The following is an 18,864-nucleotide window of genomic DNA, read 5'->3' as shown; positions in this document are numbered from 1 at the left end:
CCTTTTTTTGTCTGGAGTTTTTTTGAAGCTAGAGGGATCCCTCTTTATTCCGGTTGGCGAAGTCGGGCAATGGAAATGGAGCTCACAGCCCGACTGCTGCTGATGGAGGAGGCCATGCTAGAAATACGAGATCCGATATCGCTTTTGGCCCCGAAGCTGTTGATGCTCTCGGCCGTAGGAGTGGGTCGAGCTGGATGGATGGGGGACTGCACAGCCTTGGGAAACTCTTCGCCCTGTGAGTTGGCCGGGTTTTCCGCTGGCTGAACAGGGGGAATAACCACAGCCTCAGAAGACTCTGAAGCTGTTTTTGGAGCTCCCCCAGTTGGGATAGAAATGTTCAGAGTGATCTCAGGATCAGGGGATTCAGAGACAGATTCTGGTGCGGATCTATCCTCATCCTCTGGCGCTTGCGGTTCGAGGATTTCCGCTACAGGCTCCGGTTCGGGTGTGGCCGTTTCTGCTGTCGGGGCAGGGCGCTTGCCGACGAGCCTTTGCAGAAAGTCATCGGTGGTATCTTCAGTAGGCTTACCCGATTCCAACCCAGAAGATTCTTCTTTCTGGGTATCGGCAGCGGTACTAATAGTGGCAAAGGCATCCCAAGCTTTACTGGGGGCAGTGGGGGGTTTGCTGGCAACTTCATCCAATTTCGACAAGGGATCCCGACCGGAGGTGGAGGTAGCCGCTTTGGGAGCAGGTTGTGGAACGGGTGTCGTAGCGCGGGTGGAGAGATCTTTGCTAGGAGACTGCTTGGGTTGAGAGGATGGCGGAGGGACAGGCTTGCGCGTCGAGGAGGTAGGGGGAACTGGGGGGGCCTGACCAGCGATCTTTCCCCATAGGGCTTTGAGGGCTTGCCACATGACCGTGTTGGCTCCTGAGCAAAGGGGTGGTGAAGGGGTGCAACTGCGAATGGTGTTATCCTGCCATGCCCTGACCTGAGAATCCATCCCCATCCCCAAATAATTGTAAGTCAAAGTCATAACGAGTATGATTAAGAAACTGATCTTGGCTCAGGAGAAAGCCCAACATGGCTCAGATTCGAGAAATTCCCCTTGCCCAAATTCGTCGTCCGTTGCCGCGTCAAACGGATCCCGATAAGGTGCAGGCGCTGATGGCTTCCATCGATGAAATTGGCCTGCAAGAACCGATTGAGGTTCTAGAGGTGGAAGGGGAATATTACGGATTTTCCGGCTGTCACCGCTATGAGGCCTTTACCCGGTTGGGCAAGGAGCGGATCCCCTGTCGAGTGCGGAAGGCGCCGCGGGCTGTTTTGAAGCTGCATCTGGCCTGAAAGGGATCCCTGCTCAGTCGATTCTCGGCCTACTCCCGGCCTACTCCGCCGGTTCCTCTTCGGCACTGTAGCCCCGCTCATAGGCAAAACGAACCAACTGCGAGCGGTTTTCTAGAGAGAGCTTGCTCAAAATATTGGTCAAGTGGGTTTGCACCGTGCGCGGGCTGATGAACAGTTTCTCGCCAATTTGCTTGTTGGTGGAGCCGCGAATCACCTCCCGAAACACCCGTTCTTCGGCAGCGGTCAGGGGTAGCTCAGCCGGAGTCGGGCGTGGGGCCACCACTTCCGGTTTTGCCTGCGGTTGCTGTTGGATCAGGCGCAAAATTTCCGATTGGGTGCGGCGGGAACGTTCAATTTGTGCTTCGATTTTGGCCACCAATTCCAGCGGCTCAAAAGGTTTGATGATGTAGTCATCCGCCCCCCACTCATAGCCCTGAACCCGGTCATCCACCTCCCCCCGTGAGGAGAGGAAAATAAAGGGGACGAGTTCGCCGCCCCGCTGCTGGCGCAGTTGCCGACAGAATTCAAAACCGTCCATTTCCGGCATCACTACATCCGAAACCACCACATCCGGCTGCTCCTGGGCAAACAGGCGCAAGCCCTCCACACCTGAAGCACCCGTGCACACCCGATAGCCATGCTGAGTGAGGTGGCGGCTCAGCACCTTGAGTGATAGGGGATCGTCATCTACGACCAGTACACGCTTCATTGCTGACTCAAAGGGGAAGCTGTCGCGGAAAAAGGGAGGATGTTATCTGCTAAGCGTGATAAGACTCAGGTATGGATCCTGGCCACATGATAGTGACTGAATCCGAGGCTGTCTTGCTGGGCCCACAGTGGCTGTGGAGGGGAGCTACCGAAAAGATATCTAGATAAAGATCTTATACCCCAAATCCAGCTCTAGGTCGTTCAAGCGCCCATCCCCGAGTACTGTTGTAAACCTTTTCGCCACAGCCAGCGATTCACAACCCCAAAAAAGCCAATCCAGGCCAATCCAGTTCCAAAGCTGCGCCCAATATCCACTGGGATCTCCACCCAAAGGCTGGCGGGAAAATGAACCAGGTAGGGGAAGGGAGTCCAGGAGACGATCTCCCGCAATAGCGGGGGGAAAACCGCCAGCGGCGCGATCACACCCGAGAGAAAGAGATACACCAAAAAGTGGAATTGCTCCACCGCCGTCACCCGTTCTACCCAAAAGGCCAGCAGTGCTAGAGTATATTGCATTAAAAAACGCAGCGTAAAAGCCATCAGCACCGCCAGGGATCCCAGCCCCACCTGCGCCAGCGACGGGATCCAGAAAGCGCGTGGGTACAGCGCAAAAAACAGGCCAATCAAAAGTAGGGTAAAGGGCAGGCGGGCTATGCGTTCCACCACATGGCTAGCAACGTAGTGCCACATCGGATCCATCGGTTGTAACAGGCGCGGCGATAGCTTACCTTCCACCACCTCCCGTTCAAACTCCCAGATCACCCAGACGATGGTGAACTGCCGCACGATGAACACCGTCAAAAAGTAGCGGATGAACTCTAACGAAGAGAGAGAAAAGTCTCCCGATTGGGCCGCCTCGCTCCACACCCCCATCATGATCAAAGGCAGGGATCCCGCCAGCACCCAGAGGATCAACTCGGCCCGATACTCCAGCATGTAGGCGTAGTAGGTGGAAAAGAGGGCAGCCAGTTTACGAAAGAAGGCGTGCATCAGGGTTCTTGTGGGGCTAAAGGGAGGAAGGAGGGCAGAACGGCGGCCAAATTAACCACTTCCCCAATCACCACCACAGCCGGGGGAGCTACCTCAGGAGGCTGCCTCTGCAACTGATCCAAACGGGCCAGATGAATTTCTTGCTGCGGAGTCGTGCCCCAGCGGATCAGGGCTACGGGGGTATCCGGAGCTTTGCCCCCCACCAACAGTTCCGCTGCGATATGGTTCAGATTGTGCATGCCCATGTACACCACCAGCGTTTCCACCGCCCCTGCCAAAGCCCGCCAATTCACCTCAGGACGATATTTCCCCGCTGCTTCGTGCCCGGTGACAAAAGCCACTGAAGAGCTGAAGTCCCGATGGGTCAAGGGGATCCCGGCATAGGCACTAGCTGCAATTCCTGCCGTAATCCCCGGCACCACCTCCACCGCAATCCCCGCTTGCACCAGGGCCAACATCTCTTCGCCCCCCCGCCCAAACACAAAGGGATCCCCGCCCTTCAGCCGAACCACCACTGCGGCAGTCTGGGCCTTTTCAATCAGCAGGGCTGTAATTTGCTCCTGTGGCAGCGTGTGGGCACCGCAGTTTTTGCCGGCATAGACCCGTTCGGCGCTAGGCGGGATCAAGTCCAAAATCGGGGATCCCACCAGGGCATCATAAATCACCACATCCGCGTGGGCCAGCAGCGCTTTCCCCTTCACCGTCAGCAACCCCGGATCCCCAGGCCCTGCCCCCACCAAATACACCTTGCCCATAGGGTTTTTTGAATCCTTGTGCGCTGGATCCTAACGCACCGCACCTTGTGGAGAATACCTGTTCTGCTGTGATGAGGAAGTTCTGGCAACAGAAGCCTTATTCTAGCGCCGGACAAACGGTTTGGAGAGTATCCATTATGGCTTCCATCACTTGGGGATCTTGCCAGAGGGGCGGCTCCACGTGAATCTGTAGCAGAGGCCATTCCCGTTGCAGTTGTTGAGCCTGGGATTGGAGAGTGTGTAGCAGCCCACCCGGAAACAAAAAAAAGGGCAGTACCCGCAGGTGATGTTGGCTGCGGCGCAGACAATGAATCACAGCGGCTTCTAGGTTGGGAGGTTGAGCGGCAAAGGCCCCATACACCGGGATTCCGGGCAAGTGCTGTTCCAATTGTTGGATCCCGGCCTGTAACTGGGCGGCAAACCCCGGCAAACGACTGCCATGACCGAGCACAATCCAAGCGTCCGCCCGTTCAGAAGCGGTACGAATCCGAGCGGCCAGGAGGTCGATAAAGGCCGGATGTTGGCCAATCGGCGGCGTCAACAGCAGCTTCAACTGGGGCCATTGGGCCTGTACCTGCTCTAGAGCAGCGGGTAAATCCTCCTCCACATGGGATCCCTCCCCCATAAACAACGACAGCAACACCACCTTTCCGGGCGACCACCCCACGCCCCGGGGCAGGCGAGCCTGCAACCGCTGATGGATTTGTTCTGCCAAGCTCAGAGGCTGCCCTTCTAGCTGAGCCAGCTCCACCGTAAACGGGATCCGCTGCCGTACCCGTGCCCATAAATCTGCCAAAGCCTGCTGATAATCGGGATCCCGGCTGCCGTGGCAAACCAAAAACACCAGTGGGAATAAGGACATGGCCAGGATTTGGGATCCAAACGGGACTGTTCCATTCTGGAAGATCACGGCAACTCCTCGCGTATGATTTGGATGGTGCACACCTCGTTTTCCGGCTCAATCAGCCCTTCCTTAGGATTTCATGTCATTTGAGAATCGTTCCGCCGCCCCCGAACTGTTGATCCATGTGCTGCGGGAGGGCTTGACCGAATCTATCCATCATTGCCAAGCCGTTGTGGCCGATAGCCGTGGACGCTCCCTAGCCATGGCCGGCAGTAGCACCACCTCCGTTTTCGCCCGTTCCGCCCTCAAGCCCTTTCAAGCCCTGGCGATGCTCTCCACCGGCATTCGAGAGCGCTATCGTCTGAGCGAAAAAGATATTGCCATCATGTGCGGATCCCATCAGGGCACCATGGCCCACGCGCGGCAGGTGTTCGGCATGCTGTGGCGAGCCGATCTGGCCCCAGAACTGTTGAGCTGCCCCACTCCACCGGAGAAGCCCAGCCCCCTCTGTCATAACTGCTCCGGCAAACATGCGGGCATGCTCATGGCCAGCCGCACCCAAAACTGGACCTTGCAGGACTACGCTCAGCGGCAACATCCAGTACAAGCCCTAGTGCGGGCCAAGCTGGCGGAACTGCTGCAAATGCCTTCAGAAGAGTTTTTATGTGCTCGGGATGACTGCGGTGTGCCCACCTACCAGCTCCAACTCAACCAAATGGCTTCCCTCTTCGCCCAACTGACGGCCGGAGAGCGGGCGGATTTGGAATCAGTAGCACGGGCCATGACCCATCAGCCAGAAATGGTGGCTGGCAGTGGGCGCTTCGATACCGAGCTGATGCGAGCCACCCAGGGGGAGCTGGTCAGCAAGTCCGGCGCGGAAGGGATCCAGTGTATTGGCCGGGTTGGAGAAGGCATGGGTTTGGCCATCAAAGTGCAAGATGGAGCGGCACGAGCCAAATATGCCCTAGCCCTACACCTGCTACAGAGCATGGGCTGGATTCAACCGGCAGCGGCTGAAATGTTGGGGGAACGGTTTCTTTCCATCGGCCCCTATACCCGTCTGGAGGTACAAGGGGAGCTGCGCATGGCTTGATCTGTCCGAAACGGAGCTTCAGCGTTGGTACGGATTGGGGTTGGGATTAGAGCCTTGGCCTTTGTTGCGGTACTTAGGGTTGATGGTTAAGGCCCCGGTACCCAGGCCCCGCTGAGCAAGAAACTCCAGGTTGCGGCGGCGCATCGTGGTGTCATAGTCGTTTTTAACCCGATCTTCCATTACTGCCACCTGTTGCAGCGCGCTCAGCAAAATGGAAGCGGCTTGCTCGGAGGTATAGCCATTCTGGGAGGCGTAGCGCACCGTGAACTCGTCGGCAGTCACCTGAGGTTTTTGTCCTTTTTCCGCTTTGCGCAGCAAAAACACCGCCGAAGCCGCCAATCCTGCCGCCAAGCCAATGCCGAGGTTGTCCCCCATCTGTAGCTCCACCAAAATGCCCATACTGCCCGCGCCGATCAACGCCGGATACAGCAGCAACGCCGACCAGTTATCCCCAAGCGCCAGCTCAGTGGCCATCACCGCCTCGCGCAAAAAATAGATCTTCTGCTGGTCGCTGCTCAACTTCTGCCAGCGGCTGAGGTCAATAGCGAAGCGAGAATACTTTTGCCAGGGGAAGCGCCACAGGGGCTGCACAATCCGAGATTGGTCGGGAGTACCGATCTCGATCTGAACTTCAGGACGGATCTCCACCGGGAGAAACTGGATCAGGCGATCAAACTCGGAAATGGTGTACATGTTGGATCGGTACGGATAAGGGAGCGGCTGGAGAGCATCCATATAGTAAGGGATTCTAGCCTTCTCTGCTGACTTGCTCCAAGCAGGGTTTTGGTTTTCAACGTGAGCCGGCCTTTCTGCTAGAAAAACCACTGCAAACATCAGGGGTGTGCGCAGGCTCCGGTGAGCTAGGGTCTTGGAAAAAATCAAGGGCGGGCTAGGTCGGTATCCCCTGACTCCTCAAGCAGAAGCAGGAGGATGTTGTCGCAGCACCTGCTGTAGATATCGCCCCGTATGGGATCCGGGCTGTTCTGCCACCTGTTCTGGAGTGCCCACGGCGATGATCTGCCCACCGCGGTTACCCCCTTCTGGCCCCAGGTCGATCATCCAGTCGGCACAACGCAGAATATCCAAATTGTGCTCGATGACCAGCACCGTGTTGCCGGTATCCACCAAGCGTTGCATCACATTTAAGAGCTTGTGCACATCGTAAAAAGACAAGCCCGTAGAAGGCTCATCCAGCAGATAGAGGGTTTTGCCCGTGGAGCGGCGGGCCAGTTCCGAGGCCAGTTTTACCCGCTGCGCTTCCCCGCCGGAGAGGGTGGGAGCCGGTTGGCCCAGCTTGATGTAGTCCAGGCCTACATCCGCCAGGGTTTGGAGGATCTTCGCTGCTGGGGGCAAGGCACTGAAAAAGTCCACCCCTTCTCCGACAGTCATGTTTAGCACTTCCGAAATGTTTTTGCCCTTGTACTTCACCTGCAGGGTCTCGCGGCTGTAGCGGGTGCCCCCGCACACATCGCAGGTAACATACACATCCGGCAAAAAGTTCATTTCAATGACGTTCACCCCCTGGCCCTTGCAGGCTTCGCAGCGCCCTCCCTTGACATTGAAGGAAAAATGCCCCGATTGATAGCCCTTGGCCTTGGCATCCAGGGTTTGAGCGAAAGTTTGCCGGATCGGGTCGAACAGGCCGGTGTAGGTGGCGGGGTTGGAACGGGGGGTACGGCCAATTGGGGATTGATCGATAACGATCACTTTGTCGATGTGTTCAATGCCCTTGAGTTCTCCCATTTCCGCCGGTTTGGGCACCTTCTGGCCTAGATGGTGTTGCAGGGCAGGGTAGAGCAGCTCGTTGATCAGGGTAGATTTGCCGGATCCGGAGACTCCCGTTACACACACCAACTTACCCAGAGGGATCTCTACATCGATGTGCTTGAGGTTGTTTTTGTGGGCATCCGTCAGCTTCAGAGAAACTGCTTTGCCAGCTCGTCGCTGCGCTGGGGTAGGAATCTGCACTCGCCCCGACAAATAAGCCCCAGTGATGGAGCGTTCTGAAGCCATAATGTCTGCCAGGGATCCTTGAACCACTACTTCGCCGCCGTGCACACCCGCCCCTGGGCCAATATCTACGATGTGATCCGCCGCGCGGATGGTTTCTTCGTCGTGCTCCACCACGATCAGGGTGTTATCCAAGTCCCGTAGGCGGAAGAGAGTGTTTAACAGGCGCTCGTTATCCCGCTGGTGTAGGCCGATGGAGGGTTCATCCAGCACGTACAGCACCCCCGTCAAACCGGAGCCGATTTGGGTGGCCAGCCGGATCCGTTGCGCTTCGCCGCCGGACAGGGTCATGGCCGGACGGGCTAACGTCAGGTAATCGAGGCCTACATCCACCAAAAACTGCAACCGGGCCTTGATCTCTCGCAACACCAACTCGCCAATTTGCGCCTGCCGGGGAGTGAGCTTCAGGGTTTCCAGGCGGTGTAGGCAGTCGCTGATGGAGATCTCTGTGAGATCCGTGATGCGGTAACCTCCAATGCGCACCGCCAGGGCTTCGGGCTTGAGACGGGATCCATGACAGGCGGAACAGGGTCGGTTGGTAAGATAGGCTTCCAGTTTTTGTCGATAGGTTTCCGAGGTGGTTTCCTGGTAATGCCGCTGCAACTGGGGGATCACCCCTTCATAGCGGCGGTAGTAGCCTTTCCCGCCAGCTCGATACTGGGATTCCGCTTCGATGTAGATCTCCTGGTCGGAGCCGTAGAGAACTATGTGCTGCTGCTCGGGGGTGAGTTCACACCAGCGGGTGCTGATTTCAAAACCAAAGGCATTGGCCGCCCCTACCAGCAGGGCCAGATAGTAGGGGTTATCCCGTTCCGCCCAGGGGGCAATGGCGGCGTAAAGGGGCAACCTCGGATCCGGCACCACCAGATCGGGATCAAAGGTAGGTTCGAACCCCAAGCCATGACAGGTGGGACAGGCCCCAATCGGCGAGTTAAAAGAAAATAACCGCGGCGATAACTCATCCATGACCGAGCCGTGTTCCGGGCAGGCGAATTTTTCCGAGAAGATCAGCTCTGTCGGTTTGCCGTTCAGGTATTGCCCTGCTGCTTCCGCCACTTTTTGCAAAAGCTGCTCCTGCTCTTCCTGCCGGGGCATCAGTTCCACCACGGCGATCCCTTCCGACTGCCGCAGACAGGTGGCTAGAGAATCCGTCAAGCGCTCCGCCAGATCCGGCCCCTTCACCAACCGATCCACCACAATTTCAATGTCATGGGCTTTGTTCTTGGCTAGAGTGATCTCCTCGCTCAGATCCCGTACTTGACCATCCACTCGTACCCGCACAAACCCCTGATGACTAAGGCTTTGCAACAACCCGGCATGGGTGCCCTTTTTTCCCTTCACCACCGGCGAGAGCAACTGAAAGCGGGTACGATCCGGCAGGGTCATGATCTGATCTACAATCTGATCCACTGTTTGGGGAGCAATGCCCCGGTCACAGTGGGGGCAGTGGGGGATCCCGGCCCGGCCATAGAGCAGACGCAGGTAGTCGTAGATTTCGGTGACGGTACCGACGGTGGAGCGAGGGTTATGGCTGGTGGATTTTTGATCGATGGAAATGGCCGGGCTCAGCCCCTCGATGCGATCCACATCCGGCTTGTCCAGTTGCCCTAAAAATTGCCGTGCATAGGCGCTGAGGGACTCCACATAGCGCCGCTGCCCCTCCGCGAAGATGGTATCGAAAGCTAGGGAGGATTTTCCGGATCCCGAGACCCCCGTGAACACCACCAAGCGATTGCGTGGGATCCGCAGGTTCACATCCTTAAGGTTGTGCTGCCGCGCCCCCACCACATGAATCTCGTTCTGACTGGACATCTCACCACCTTTTCGCGCAGCGTGCCGTAGGCATAACGCCAGGGTAAAACCCGCCAGGACAGAGCGGATGAAGAAATCTTAACGATTTTAACGCTGGGCTTGGGTGACATCTTGCGCAGGAGAGAGCACCTGCCGGGTGAATTCTTGGGATCCAGAAGATTGGGGAGGGGGATTCTAGGGTCAGGGACACAAGCATTGTTGTAGAAAACCCGCACAAGAGCTGTAGCTATGCTGAAGGTAGACCGCGAGGGCCGATGTGACCTGGACGCTGCACTCTGTTCAAAAAGTCTTTGCTTACCTGCTGGTAGGTATAGCCTTTATTGCCCTGTGTTTGGGGGATCAGGCTTTGTCGCCGCTGGTGATCGGCCTCTGTTGGGCGGCTGGAGTTTGCAGTTGGTTTTGGGAGCCGCCACGGCTCGACTTTGCTCGCTATGCCCCGCTGTGGATGCCCCTGACGGTGAGTGTGCTGCTCAGTTTGGCGGCGCTGGTGCTGTTTGGCATTGTGCAGGCTTCCGATGGGGCGCTGGGGTTGGTGCTCTATCTCACCGGGGCCAAGCTGTTTCAGCGGGAACGGGCGGCGGATCATATCCAGTTGGCGGTGTTGTCGTTGCTGTTGATGGCCATTGCCACGTTGTTCAATGAGGATGTCAGTTTTGGGTTGCTGTTTTTGGTCTATGTGGGGGTGGGGCTTGTCAATCTCACCCTCTACCATTTGCGCTTGCAAACCGAAGTTCACCCACAGGCTGCCAGCCAAACCCGTGGCATCGACCTCAACTTTTTGGGCTTTCTCGGATCCCTGGCTTTGGTGGCGGTGGTTCTCTCGGTGGCTTTGTTTTTCTTGTTTCCGCGGGTCAGTTTAGGGATCTTGGGCCAACAATCCCGTTCGCCGGTCATGACCACCGGGTTTGCAGAAGAGGTGAGTCTGGGTGGGTTTGGCACCCTCAAAACCGACAACACCGTGGTGATGCGGGTGGAGTTCCCGGCGGGGGTGCCCCCCCAGGTGGATACCCTCTACTGGCGGGGGATCAGCTTCGATCGCTACGACGGGCTGGCTTGGTCGCGCACGCTGGATAGATCCACATCCATTCCCTTAAATGCAGCGGGGGTGTTTGATCTTTCCGCTTCTAGCCTGATCCCGACGGCAGCGGGGTTGAGCTTTTTCCCCTTGGAACAGTTGATCTACCTGGAGCCGCTGGCCACTAACACGGTGTTTGGGGTGGCCCCGATCGTGGAGGTGGAGTGGCTGGATCGGGGTGGAGCCACTACGGTGCGTCAGGAATGGCAACGGCAAAATCGCCGCCTGAGCTTGAGCGAAACCGGGGATGTTGGCCATTCGTTGCCCAGACAGATCCCCTATCTCTACCGGGCTCTGAGTCGGATCCCCACCCGTTTCGGCCCCCGCCTGCAACAGCTCAGTCATGCGGATTTGTTGAGCGCTCTCGATCCTGTTCAGCAAGCAGCCTATCTGCAGTTGCCAGAGGATCTGGATCCGCGTATTCCCGCGTTGGCAGCAGAGATCACCAGCGGGATCTCGGATGATCTGGGCAAAGTGACCGCCTTGAAGGATTATCTACTGGACAACTACGCCTACTCTCTGGATCTACCAGATCCACGGGCTGAGCCGCCCCTGGATGCCTTTTTGTTTACCCATCGACGGGGCCATTGTGAATACTTCGCCACGGCTCTGACAGTGTTGGCCCGCAGCGTCGGCATCCCTGCCCGTACTGTTAATGGCTTTTTAGGGGGGAGATGGGTGGCCCAGGAGAATTATCTGGCGGTGCGCAATGCCGATGCCCATTCCTGGACGGAGATCCCCTTTGGCCCCTATGGGTGGGTCACCTTCGATGCCACGCCACCCGAGGCCAATGTCAGCTTGCGGGAAACCTGGTGGGATCCGCTTCAGGATTTCTACGACAGCCTGCGCTTCCGCTGGTTTAAGTACGTGATTCAGTACGACCTATTTACCCAGCAGCAGATCTGGCGGCAGATTCAGGAGATCGCCAGCACCGTCGCCGTTTCCCAAGACCGAGAAGATGTGGGTGCGGCCTTCCGGGGGGGTCTGGCTGCCTTCTGGCAGACGTTGCAGCAAAATGGGCTACCCGTGCTAGGTGTAGTCTTGATCGCCGGAGCCACGGCCTATTGGGGCTACCGACGCCGTTATCAGGCGCTGCGCTGGCGGGATGGGGGGTGGATCCTGTTGGCCACGGCTGGCAATGGCACGTTGATGGGATCTCTGTGGCATCCACCTCCGCAATGGCCCACCTGGATGGTTGGGATCCTGTTGCCGGGGATGGCCTTTGCCCTGATGCGTTGGAGCCCTGCGGCTTGGCCCAAGCCACGCCAACGACAACAGGCGATTTCAAGGCTGTATTTGCAACTGCGGGATATCTCGACAGCGGTAGGGATCCCGGAGCACCTGGGGCCAGAGCAACGGGTGGAGCAACTGTGCCACTCCGATTTGCCGCAAGCTCAGTTGGCTATCCACTTCTTGCAGCGCTACATGGAAATTCGCTTCGGCGGGATCCCCTTGGAAGCGGGAGAATTGCGGCGTTGGCAGCAGAAGCTGGGAGAACTGCGGCGGCAGTGGCAGCCATTCTCCAGAAGTCCTTCAGACAAACCCAAAAGGACATCCTCAGCTACTTGATCTCAGCTTGGGATCAACGTTGCACCGCCTGATAACGCCGTTTGAACTCCTGCTGCTGCACCTTGTGATCCACGATCGGATCCGGATAGCGGCAGGCCCGCCGTTCCCGTAAAGCCCAGGCTCCCTTTTTGTCATCGCCCACCCACAACAAAGCGGGCGTATCCAACCCGGCCAGTTCCGGCACATAGCGACGGATGTACTCCCCTTCGGGATCGTAGCGAGCAGCTTGGGTGGCGGGGTTAAAGATGCGCAGAGGCTTGGGATCCGTCCCGACACTGGCACTCCACTGCCAACCGCCGTTATTGGCCGCCAGATCCCCATCCACCAGCTTTTGCATGAAATACAGCTCCCCCCAGCGCCAGTCAATCAGCAAATCTTTGGTCAGAAAGTTGGCCACGATCATGCGGCAGCGGTTGTGCATCCAGCCGGTCTCGTTCAGTTGGCGCATCGCCGCATCCACGATTGGGTAGCCCGTCTGCCCGGCACACCAGGCTTGAAACCTATCCCGCCGATTGTCCCATTCCAGGTCATCAAAGACTTTGCGGTAGGCGCCGGTTTCCACATGGGGCCAGTGGGCCAAGACATGCTTGTAAAACTCCCGCCAGCACAACTCCTGCCGCCAAGTTTGTAGACTGGCTTCTGCTTCTTCGCTGCGCACCTCTGCTTCCACCTCCAGCGTGGCCTGCCACACCTGACGAATGCCCACAGTCCCCCAGCGCAGATGGGGGCTGAGCCGGGAAGTGCCGTCTTCAGCCGGGAAATTGCGGGAGCGTTCGTAATCCAAAATGCGCAGATTATCGCAAAAGTTTTCCAGAAGCGCCTGGGCTGCTGCTTCCCCCGCCGCCGGGATCCGCTGTTCACAGACAAACCCCAAATCCGCCAGGGCCGGTAGGGGTTGAAAGCTGAGGGAGGGGATCGGTTGTAACCCCTTGGGGATCGGGTAGGGCGCCGGCTTGGGCAAGCTCGACCAGTTGCGCCAGAAGGGCGTGAACACCGAGTAGGGATCCCCCGCCTGGGTCAACACTTCCCCCGGCCCGTGCAGCAACATATCCTGGTCAGAAAAGCTCTGGATCCCGGCTTCCGCCAACCCGGCCCGTACTCGACTGTCCCGTTGCAGCGCAAAGGGCTCCACATCCGCATTCCAAAACACCGCCTTAGCCCCAAGGTCTGCCGCTAGGTTCCGCAGTTCCGCCAAGGGATCCCCCATCCGCCAAACCAGGGTGAGCCCTAACTGGCTGTAGCGCTCCTGCAGCCGCTGTAAAGCTTCCAGCAAAAACGCCACCCGCGCTGGTGCCGTATCCGCTCTTTCCAGGATCTGCCGGTCGAAAATGAAGACGGGCACCACCTGCAGGCTGTGCCGAGCCCCCTCATGCAGAGCGGCATTATCTTCCACGCGCAGATCACGACGATGCCAAATCAGGACAGGGGGCGTCATGGGGTGCCAAAGAATGGGATCCCATCTTGCCTGGTTTCCCCAGATCCTTTCAACTCAACCCCAGGTGGGGTCAGGGCAGCAATTGAGGCTCCGCCAGCAGCAGAGGAGCCGTTTTGTAAAGAACCCTATTAAAGCTCTAGACTGTCGAACACTCGGCTGGGACAATGACGACAGCGATCATCCGGCTTTTGCTGGCCATCGCTATATCCCATCGCGTAAGCCGTATCCCCCAGCATCACCACAAGTTGAGTCAGCTTCAGGGAGATCAACGGATCCAGCGGCTCCGTCACGTTTAGCATGAACTGCTCAAAGGAGCGCCGCAGCGCCTCTGGCGTATTGATCATCACGTCTCCACCCATCCATCGATGGCGTTAGGTATTCATACTCAATGCAAGATGGACATTGAACCAGAATAAAGGTGGAAGGAAGAGATGCTCGTAGCATCCGCTACTGTTCCTGTGGCCGAGTTGGCGAGGATCGGCGGCGGGCCAGAGCAGGTTTGCAGACGATAGTAACTCAGGGATACAAAAATGGCGACAGGGCGACGGGTGGCGCGAGTAGCGGAGTTGATCAAGCGAGAGGTCAGCCAAATCCTGCTATCGCAGATCAAAGACGACCGCGTCGGGGCAGGCATGGTCAGCGTTGTCGATGTCGAGGTGTCCAATGACCTACAAAACGCCCGCATCTTCGTCAGTATCTATGGGGATGAAACGGCGCAGCAACAAACCATGCAGGGACTAGAAGCCGCCACTCCCTTCGTGCGGCGGGAAATTGGCCATCGCCTTAGCCTGCGTCGGGTACCGGTCTTGGTGTTTTTGCAGGATCGCTCTTTGGAGCGGGGCGCCCGAGTTTTGTCTTTGCTTAGCCGACTGAAACGGGACTCTGAGGCCAACCCGGAGGGATCCCAACCTGAAGTTGAGAACACAACAGGGGGCGACGAAGACGAGTTGAGCAACCAATAATTGCGCCAATTTCGGGAGATCTGCGCTAAGCGTCAGCCTGCTTTGCAGGAAGTGGAAATGGATCAATGAGGGGAAATGACTCTACCTTGCCAACTGAATAGACGAGGAGAACCCTTGCTTGATAATCATGCAGATACCTCAGAAGCAAGGTTTTTTCACACTTTAGAGAGAATTTCTTGCCTGTTTAGTGACCGAAAAGTTTTTGGATTTGCTAGGCTTAAGAAGCTCTAAAGAAGCTGTTCATGCCTTTTCATGGATGTCCAAAGTCCACTACAACCGGATCCCTCTCTAGCAGGTGCTACCCCACTGCAAGCTCTACAGGCCCTCAATCAGAGTGTTGCGGAAGCTTTGGTCTCCTGCTTAAAAGGGCAGCCGCAGCAAGCCGCTCAGCACCTTTTACTGGCTCTACCGCAGTTGATGACCGCTCTGGGGGCCTTAGGGCAAGAATCTCCTGACACAAAGGCAATGGGCCGCCCTTCAGAAGCCAACCCCAAGCGCATCATTCACATCGAGGGCAATCGTGTGGAAGTGTGGGTGGATGACCAGATTCGCAGCAGTTGGAGCATTTGGTCGGTGGGAGATCTTAAGGAAGTCTGTCGGCTGGCGGAAGAGTTTGATTGTGGTCTCAGCTATTCTTTTTTAGGGGATGGGCCAGAGTCACAGCCGGAAATGTTGCTATTGGCCCCCAGTCCTGGTGGCGATTTGCTCTCCAACCCTGAGGGCTCTGCTGCTTAGTGCTCCCCCTTCTTTCGCTGCCCAAACGCCGATGGCAGAACCACAACGGCTTCAGAAACTGTTAGCTCAGCAGGGATTGGCCTCCCGTCGCCAAGTGGAAGCCTGGATGGTGGCCGGTCGCATTCGGGTCAACGGGGAAGTGGTCACGGAGCTGGGCTGCAAAGCTGACCCCGATCGGGATCGCATCGAAGTGGACGGACAGGTGATCTCTTTTTCCCGGGATCCCGTTCGCCATGTTTTACTCCTCCACAAGCCAGTGGGGGTATTGTCCACCTGTGCGGATCCCTTGGGACGCAAGACCGTGCTGGACTTACTTCCCGAACCTTGGCATAGCCAAATCCGCCTGTATCCTGTGGGTCGATTGGATGCAGACAGCAGTGGGGCGCTGCTCCTGAGTGATGATGGCAACCTAACTTTGAAATTGACCCATCCGCGCTACCATTTGCCCAAAACCTATCGGGTACAGGTTCAGGGGCAGCCCAGCCAGACCACCCTGCAATATTGGCGAGACGGAGTAGACTTAGAGGGGTATACCACCCTGCCAGCGGAGGTGGAGCGTAGCTCTGCCCCCAGTTTTTACAGAAGGAGCACTCCTGAGGGTTCCTGGCTGAAGGTGGTTTTGTTCGAGGGGCGCAATCGGCAAATTCGGCGGGTGGCAGAGCGTCTCGGGCATCCGGTGCTGACTTTACATCGAGAAGCCATCGGCTCGCTGCGGTTGGGGAACCTTAAGCCCGGTCAGTTTCGTCAATTGGAGCCTCATCAGGTTCAAGCTTTGCTCGCCCCGTTCCCATGGCGCTGATCAGCTGTTCTTTAGGTCACCTCTTTTTTGTCTCGTCATGTCTCTGAACACGATGCATGATCTTCACAAGGGCCCCCTTTCTTCTGTAGGTAGCCTAGCGATGCGAGATTCAGCATACTCTTTGGAAGCCCTAGGATCCCTGTTGCGGCAAACACGGGAGGCAAGAGGTCTGACGTTGACGGAAGTAGCCAACGATACCTTCATTCGCACACAATATCTGCAGGCCCTGGAACAGGCGGATTTGAGCCGGTTGCCAGAGCCGGTCTACGCCCAAGGGTTTTTGAAGCGCTATGCAGACTATTTGGGCTTGGATGGCGAAACCCTCTCTCGGCAAGCTTTTCCGCTTCTATTCACCAAAGCACCCCATCCCCCAGCGCCCCTTGCCACCGCTAGTGACCGGCCTACTTTTGCCCTGCGCCCGCTGCACCTCTGGGCGGCTTATGTCGTGCTGATCGTATTGGCGGTGGGGGGGTTATCCGCTCTGCTAGAGGGTACGGGCAATCCCTTCAGCCGCTGGGTCATCGGTCTGCAAAATATCGGTAATATCGGTCGTGGGGAATCCAACCCTTCCCCTGTCTCTCTGCCTCCGACGCAACCACCTCTGACCACCCGGCAACTGTTTCCTACTCTCGACCAATGGACACGCATCCAAGGGGTATTCCCGGAGGTTTTGGAAGCCTACTCCGGTGGAATCGGGCAAAAGCCGGTGCGGTTGGATATTCGGGTGGTGGAGCACCCCTCCTGGTTACGGGTGATTGCCGACGGACAGACGGTGTTTGAGGCCACGTTGCAGCCGGGGGCGGAGCTGAACTGGGAAGCAGAGCAATCGATCGTGTTGCGTACTGGCAATGCGGGCGGGGTGCTAGTGACCTTCAATAACCGCGATCTTGGGGTGATGGGACGGTTCGGGGAAGTGAAGGAACAGATGTTTGAGCCGGGCCTGGAGCTCGATTCATTGCAATAGGGTCATTGCAATAGGGATCCCGACAGTTTTGGGTGGGGCAGAGAGGCAGCCACTGCCCACCCCTGGGAACGGATGTGCTGGAGTAGGCGCTCTACTTTCCCCAGATCTTTGTCTCCCGGTTTGGACTCTACCCCACTGGAGAGATCGATGCCACTGGGGGTCACTTGGCTCAGGGCTAGGCCAATGTTGTCCGGGTTTAATCCCCCCGCCAAGAGCCAGGGCAACGGCAGGGATCCATGAGCGAGTTCCTGCCAATTGAGGGTTTGGCCGGTGCCACCCGCCCGTTGGGGGTGATAGGCATCCAGCAATAGGGTTTCCACACAGCCCACGTAGGCCGCCGACTTTTCCAGATCAGAAAGATGGCGAATGCGCAGCGCTTTGATGCGAGGGATCCCGGGGAGCAATTCTCCCAATCGGTGGCAATCTTGTGGGGATTCTTGCCCATGCAACTGAACAGCCGTGAGGCCCGTGACTTCTACCCAGGTGGCGATGGTGTGGGGCTCTTGATCCAAAAAGACTCCCACCCTCACAACGGGTAGGGATCCCACCCACCCAGCCATTGCCGATGGGGGCAAATAGCGGGGGGTATTGGGCACCGCAATAAACCCAAGGGCACTCACCCCCAGTGCCGCGATTGCTTCTGCTTGGTCTGGGCGGGTGATCCCACAAATTTTCACAAAGAGCTGGCCCATCGGGATCCCTTGGCAGGTGCGGGGTGAGTCTTATTTTTGATTGGGGCGCATTTGCAGATGCTCAGGGTGCTGTGGGTGGAGCCGATTGATGCGGCGTACCATTTGCCACAATCGCCCGAAGTTGCGCTGGTTAAAGTGCATCACCAATCGTGGCAGGTGGGCGATATCTTCTTCGGCTTCTTCTGGGAGGGCTTGGGTTTGCAGGATCTGGCCGGAGTCGAGAATATCGGCAAACTCTTCATTCAAGGTTTCTAGAGCCTGGGCCGAGAGTTTTGTATTCAACCGCAACACCAACAGTTCCCGCACATAGCGGTTGCTATGAAAAATGCGATAGAAGTCGGTGATTTGCTGACAGGCATCCCCCACATCGTCTGTGAGGGTATAGAGATACAGATCCTCTGGGCTGATCAATCCACGACTGAGCAGATGCTCTCGCACGTATTCATCCCATTCCTTCCAGTAGCGCCCACCCGTTTTATCCACCAGGATCAAAGGCATCAACTTAGTTTTGCCCGTTTGCATCAGGGTCAGGCATTCAAAAGCTTCATCCTGAGTGCCAAAGCCACCGGGGAAGAGCACCACCGCATCGGTCTCTTTGACAAAAAAGAGCTTGCGAGAAAAGAAATACTTGAAGTTAATCACCCGATCACTGGCGGCAATCACCGGATTGGCCATTTGCTCAAACGGGAGCTGGATGTTCAGCCCGAAGGAGTTTTCTAGGCCTGCACCGAGATTGCCTGCTTCCATGATGCCGCCGCCACCACCGGTCATGACCATAAATCCCCGCTGGCTAATGCAGTGGGCAAACATCTGGGCCTGACGATATTCAGGGCTCTCCGGCTCTAGGCGGGCTGAGCCGAAGACGGTGATCTTGCGTTGGTGGGTGTAGTTTTGGAAGGCCGCAAACCCCTGCTCCAGATCCTCTAGGGTAGCCGCCAGGATCTTGGCATCCAAACGACTCAGCTCTAAGGATCCCATGCGCTGCAGAGACTGGATAATGCGTATCCAAGCCGTGCGATTGGGATGAGAACCCGACTGCTTCAGACAAAATTCGGCATCGGCAAGAATCTCTTGCAGGAGGGAGGAAAGGGAATCGGTCAAACTAGGATCCAGAGTTCTCTGTAGTCTACTTT

General features: G+C 57.2%; 18 protein-coding genes and 1 pseudogene. 8 read left to right on the top strand and 11 right to left on the bottom strand.

The window, feature by feature from the left end:
* Positions 1-44: 44 nt before the first annotated feature.
* Positions 45-944: a hypothetical protein gene (locus tag L1047_RS15690; protein ID WP_235279981.1), complete on the bottom strand. Its 900-nt coding sequence runs from the start codon at positions 942-944 to the stop codon at positions 45-47.
* Positions 945-1,024: 80 nt separating this feature from the next.
* Between L1047_RS15690 and L1047_RS15685 the strand changes: the two genes are divergently transcribed.
* On the top strand, positions 1,025-1,288 hold the full coding sequence (locus L1047_RS15685; RefSeq protein WP_235279979.1) for a sulfiredoxin: 264 nt from the start codon (positions 1,025-1,027) through the stop codon (positions 1,286-1,288).
* A gap of 40 nt (positions 1,289-1,328) precedes the next feature.
* On the opposite strand, the gene L1047_RS15680 is transcribed toward L1047_RS15685, so the two are convergent.
* The 4 genes from L1047_RS15680 to L1047_RS15665 form a co-directional block, all read right to left on the bottom strand.
* Positions 1,329-1,997, bottom strand: coding sequence for a response regulator transcription factor (locus L1047_RS15680; protein ID WP_235279977.1), 669 nt, complete (start codon positions 1,995-1,997; stop codon positions 1,329-1,331).
* 200 nt (positions 1,998-2,197) lie between these two features.
* A complete protein-coding gene (locus L1047_RS15675; RefSeq protein WP_235279975.1) occupies positions 2,198-2,986 on the bottom strand; it encodes an ABC transporter permease in 789 nt (262 codons plus the stop codon).
* A complete protein-coding gene (gene cobA / locus L1047_RS15670; protein WP_235279973.1) occupies positions 2,986-3,741 on the bottom strand; it encodes a uroporphyrinogen-III C-methyltransferase in 756 nt (251 codons plus the stop codon). The genes L1047_RS15675 and cobA overlap by 1 nt, the downstream gene beginning before the upstream one ends.
* Before the next feature lie 97 nt (positions 3,742-3,838).
* Complete coding sequence (locus L1047_RS15665) at positions 3,839-4,603, bottom strand: sirohydrochlorin chelatase (RefSeq protein WP_235279971.1); 765 nt, start codon at positions 4,601-4,603, stop codon at positions 3,839-3,841.
* A 121-nt stretch (positions 4,604-4,724) separates the two neighbouring features.
* Between L1047_RS15665 and L1047_RS15660 the strand changes: the two genes are divergently transcribed.
* Positions 4,725-5,678: an asparaginase gene (locus L1047_RS15660; RefSeq protein ID WP_235279969.1), complete on the top strand. Its 954-nt coding sequence runs from the start codon at positions 4,725-4,727 to the stop codon at positions 5,676-5,678.
* Between the two features lie 18 nt (positions 5,679-5,696).
* Here L1047_RS15660 and L1047_RS15655 read toward each other — a convergent pair whose 3' ends face one another.
* Together L1047_RS15655 and uvrA are read right to left on the bottom strand one after the other, a co-directional pair.
* On the bottom strand, positions 5,697-6,371 hold the full coding sequence (locus L1047_RS15655) for a DUF3318 domain-containing protein (protein WP_235279967.1): 675 nt from the start codon (positions 6,369-6,371) through the stop codon (positions 5,697-5,699).
* A gap of 219 nt (positions 6,372-6,590) precedes the next feature.
* Positions 6,591-9,500 carry an excinuclease ABC subunit UvrA gene (gene uvrA / locus L1047_RS15650; protein WP_235279965.1) on the bottom strand — a complete coding sequence of 970 codons (2,910 nt, stop codon included), beginning with the start codon at positions 9,498-9,500 and terminating at the stop codon, positions 6,591-6,593.
* A gap of 256 nt (positions 9,501-9,756) precedes the next feature.
* Here uvrA and L1047_RS15645 point away from each other — a divergent pair, with 256 nt between their 5' ends.
* A complete protein-coding gene (locus L1047_RS15645) occupies positions 9,757-12,144 on the top strand; it encodes a transglutaminase family protein (RefSeq protein ID WP_235279963.1) in 2,388 nt (795 codons plus the stop codon).
* Between the two features lie 13 nt (positions 12,145-12,157).
* Here L1047_RS15645 and L1047_RS15640 read toward each other — a convergent pair whose 3' ends face one another.
* Positions 12,158-13,579 carry a cryptochrome/photolyase family protein gene (locus tag L1047_RS15640; RefSeq protein ID WP_235279961.1) on the bottom strand — a complete coding sequence of 474 codons (1,422 nt, stop codon included), beginning with the start codon at positions 13,577-13,579 and terminating at the stop codon, positions 12,158-12,160.
* Between the two features lie 128 nt (positions 13,580-13,707).
* Positions 13,708-13,923, bottom strand: coding sequence for a hypothetical protein (locus L1047_RS15635; protein WP_235279959.1), 216 nt, complete (start codon positions 13,921-13,923; stop codon positions 13,708-13,710).
* A gap of 186 nt (positions 13,924-14,109) precedes the next feature.
* On the opposite strand from L1047_RS15635, the gene rbfA reads away from it, so the two are divergent.
* The 5 genes and pseudogenes from rbfA (at position 14,110) to L1047_RS16835 (ending at position 17,039) form a co-directional block, all read left to right on the top strand.
* Positions 14,110-14,541, top strand: a complete 432-nt coding sequence (gene rbfA / locus L1047_RS15630; RefSeq protein WP_235279957.1) for a 30S ribosome-binding factor RbfA — start codon at positions 14,110-14,112, stop codon at positions 14,539-14,541.
* A gap of 252 nt (positions 14,542-14,793) precedes the next feature.
* The gene (locus L1047_RS15625; RefSeq protein WP_235279955.1) at positions 14,794-15,276 is read left to right on the top strand and encodes a hypothetical protein; all 483 of its coding nucleotides are present in this window, start codon (positions 14,794-14,796) and stop codon (positions 15,274-15,276) included.
* A gap of 31 nt (positions 15,277-15,307) precedes the next feature.
* Positions 15,308-16,075 (top strand): pseudouridine synthase, encoded by a 768-nt coding sequence (locus L1047_RS15620; protein WP_235279953.1) that lies wholly within the window; start codon positions 15,308-15,310, stop codon positions 16,073-16,075.
* Between the two features lie 37 nt (positions 16,076-16,112).
* A pseudogene (locus L1047_RS16840) lies at positions 16,113-16,340 on the top strand (helix-turn-helix domain-containing protein); the annotation flags it as partial.
* 180 nt (positions 16,341-16,520) lie between these two features.
* Positions 16,521-17,039 carry a DUF4115 domain-containing protein gene (locus L1047_RS16835; protein ID WP_443081739.1) on the top strand — a complete coding sequence of 173 codons (519 nt, stop codon included), beginning with the start codon at positions 16,521-16,523 and terminating at the stop codon, positions 17,037-17,039.
* 2 nt (positions 17,040-17,041) lie between these two features.
* Here the strand turns inward: L1047_RS16835 and L1047_RS15610 are convergent, their stop codons facing one another.
* Positions 17,042-17,731 (bottom strand): phosphoribosylanthranilate isomerase, encoded by a 690-nt coding sequence (locus L1047_RS15610; RefSeq protein ID WP_235279949.1) that lies wholly within the window; start codon positions 17,729-17,731, stop codon positions 17,042-17,044.
* A 30-nt stretch (positions 17,732-17,761) separates the two neighbouring features.
* Complete coding sequence (locus L1047_RS15605) at positions 17,762-18,832, bottom strand: LOG family protein (RefSeq protein ID WP_235279947.1); 1,071 nt, start codon at positions 18,830-18,832, stop codon at positions 17,762-17,764.
* Positions 18,833-18,864 lie beyond the last annotated feature (32 nt).

The sequence above is a fragment of the Synechococcus sp. Nb3U1 genome (genome assembly GCF_021533835.1).
In the GTDB taxonomy this organism is placed as follows: Bacteria; Cyanobacteriota; Cyanobacteriia; order Thermostichales; family Thermostichaceae; genus Thermostichus.
The sequence above is the reverse complement of the archived record's forward strand: the minus strand, read 5'-3'. Positions and strand labels throughout refer to the sequence as shown.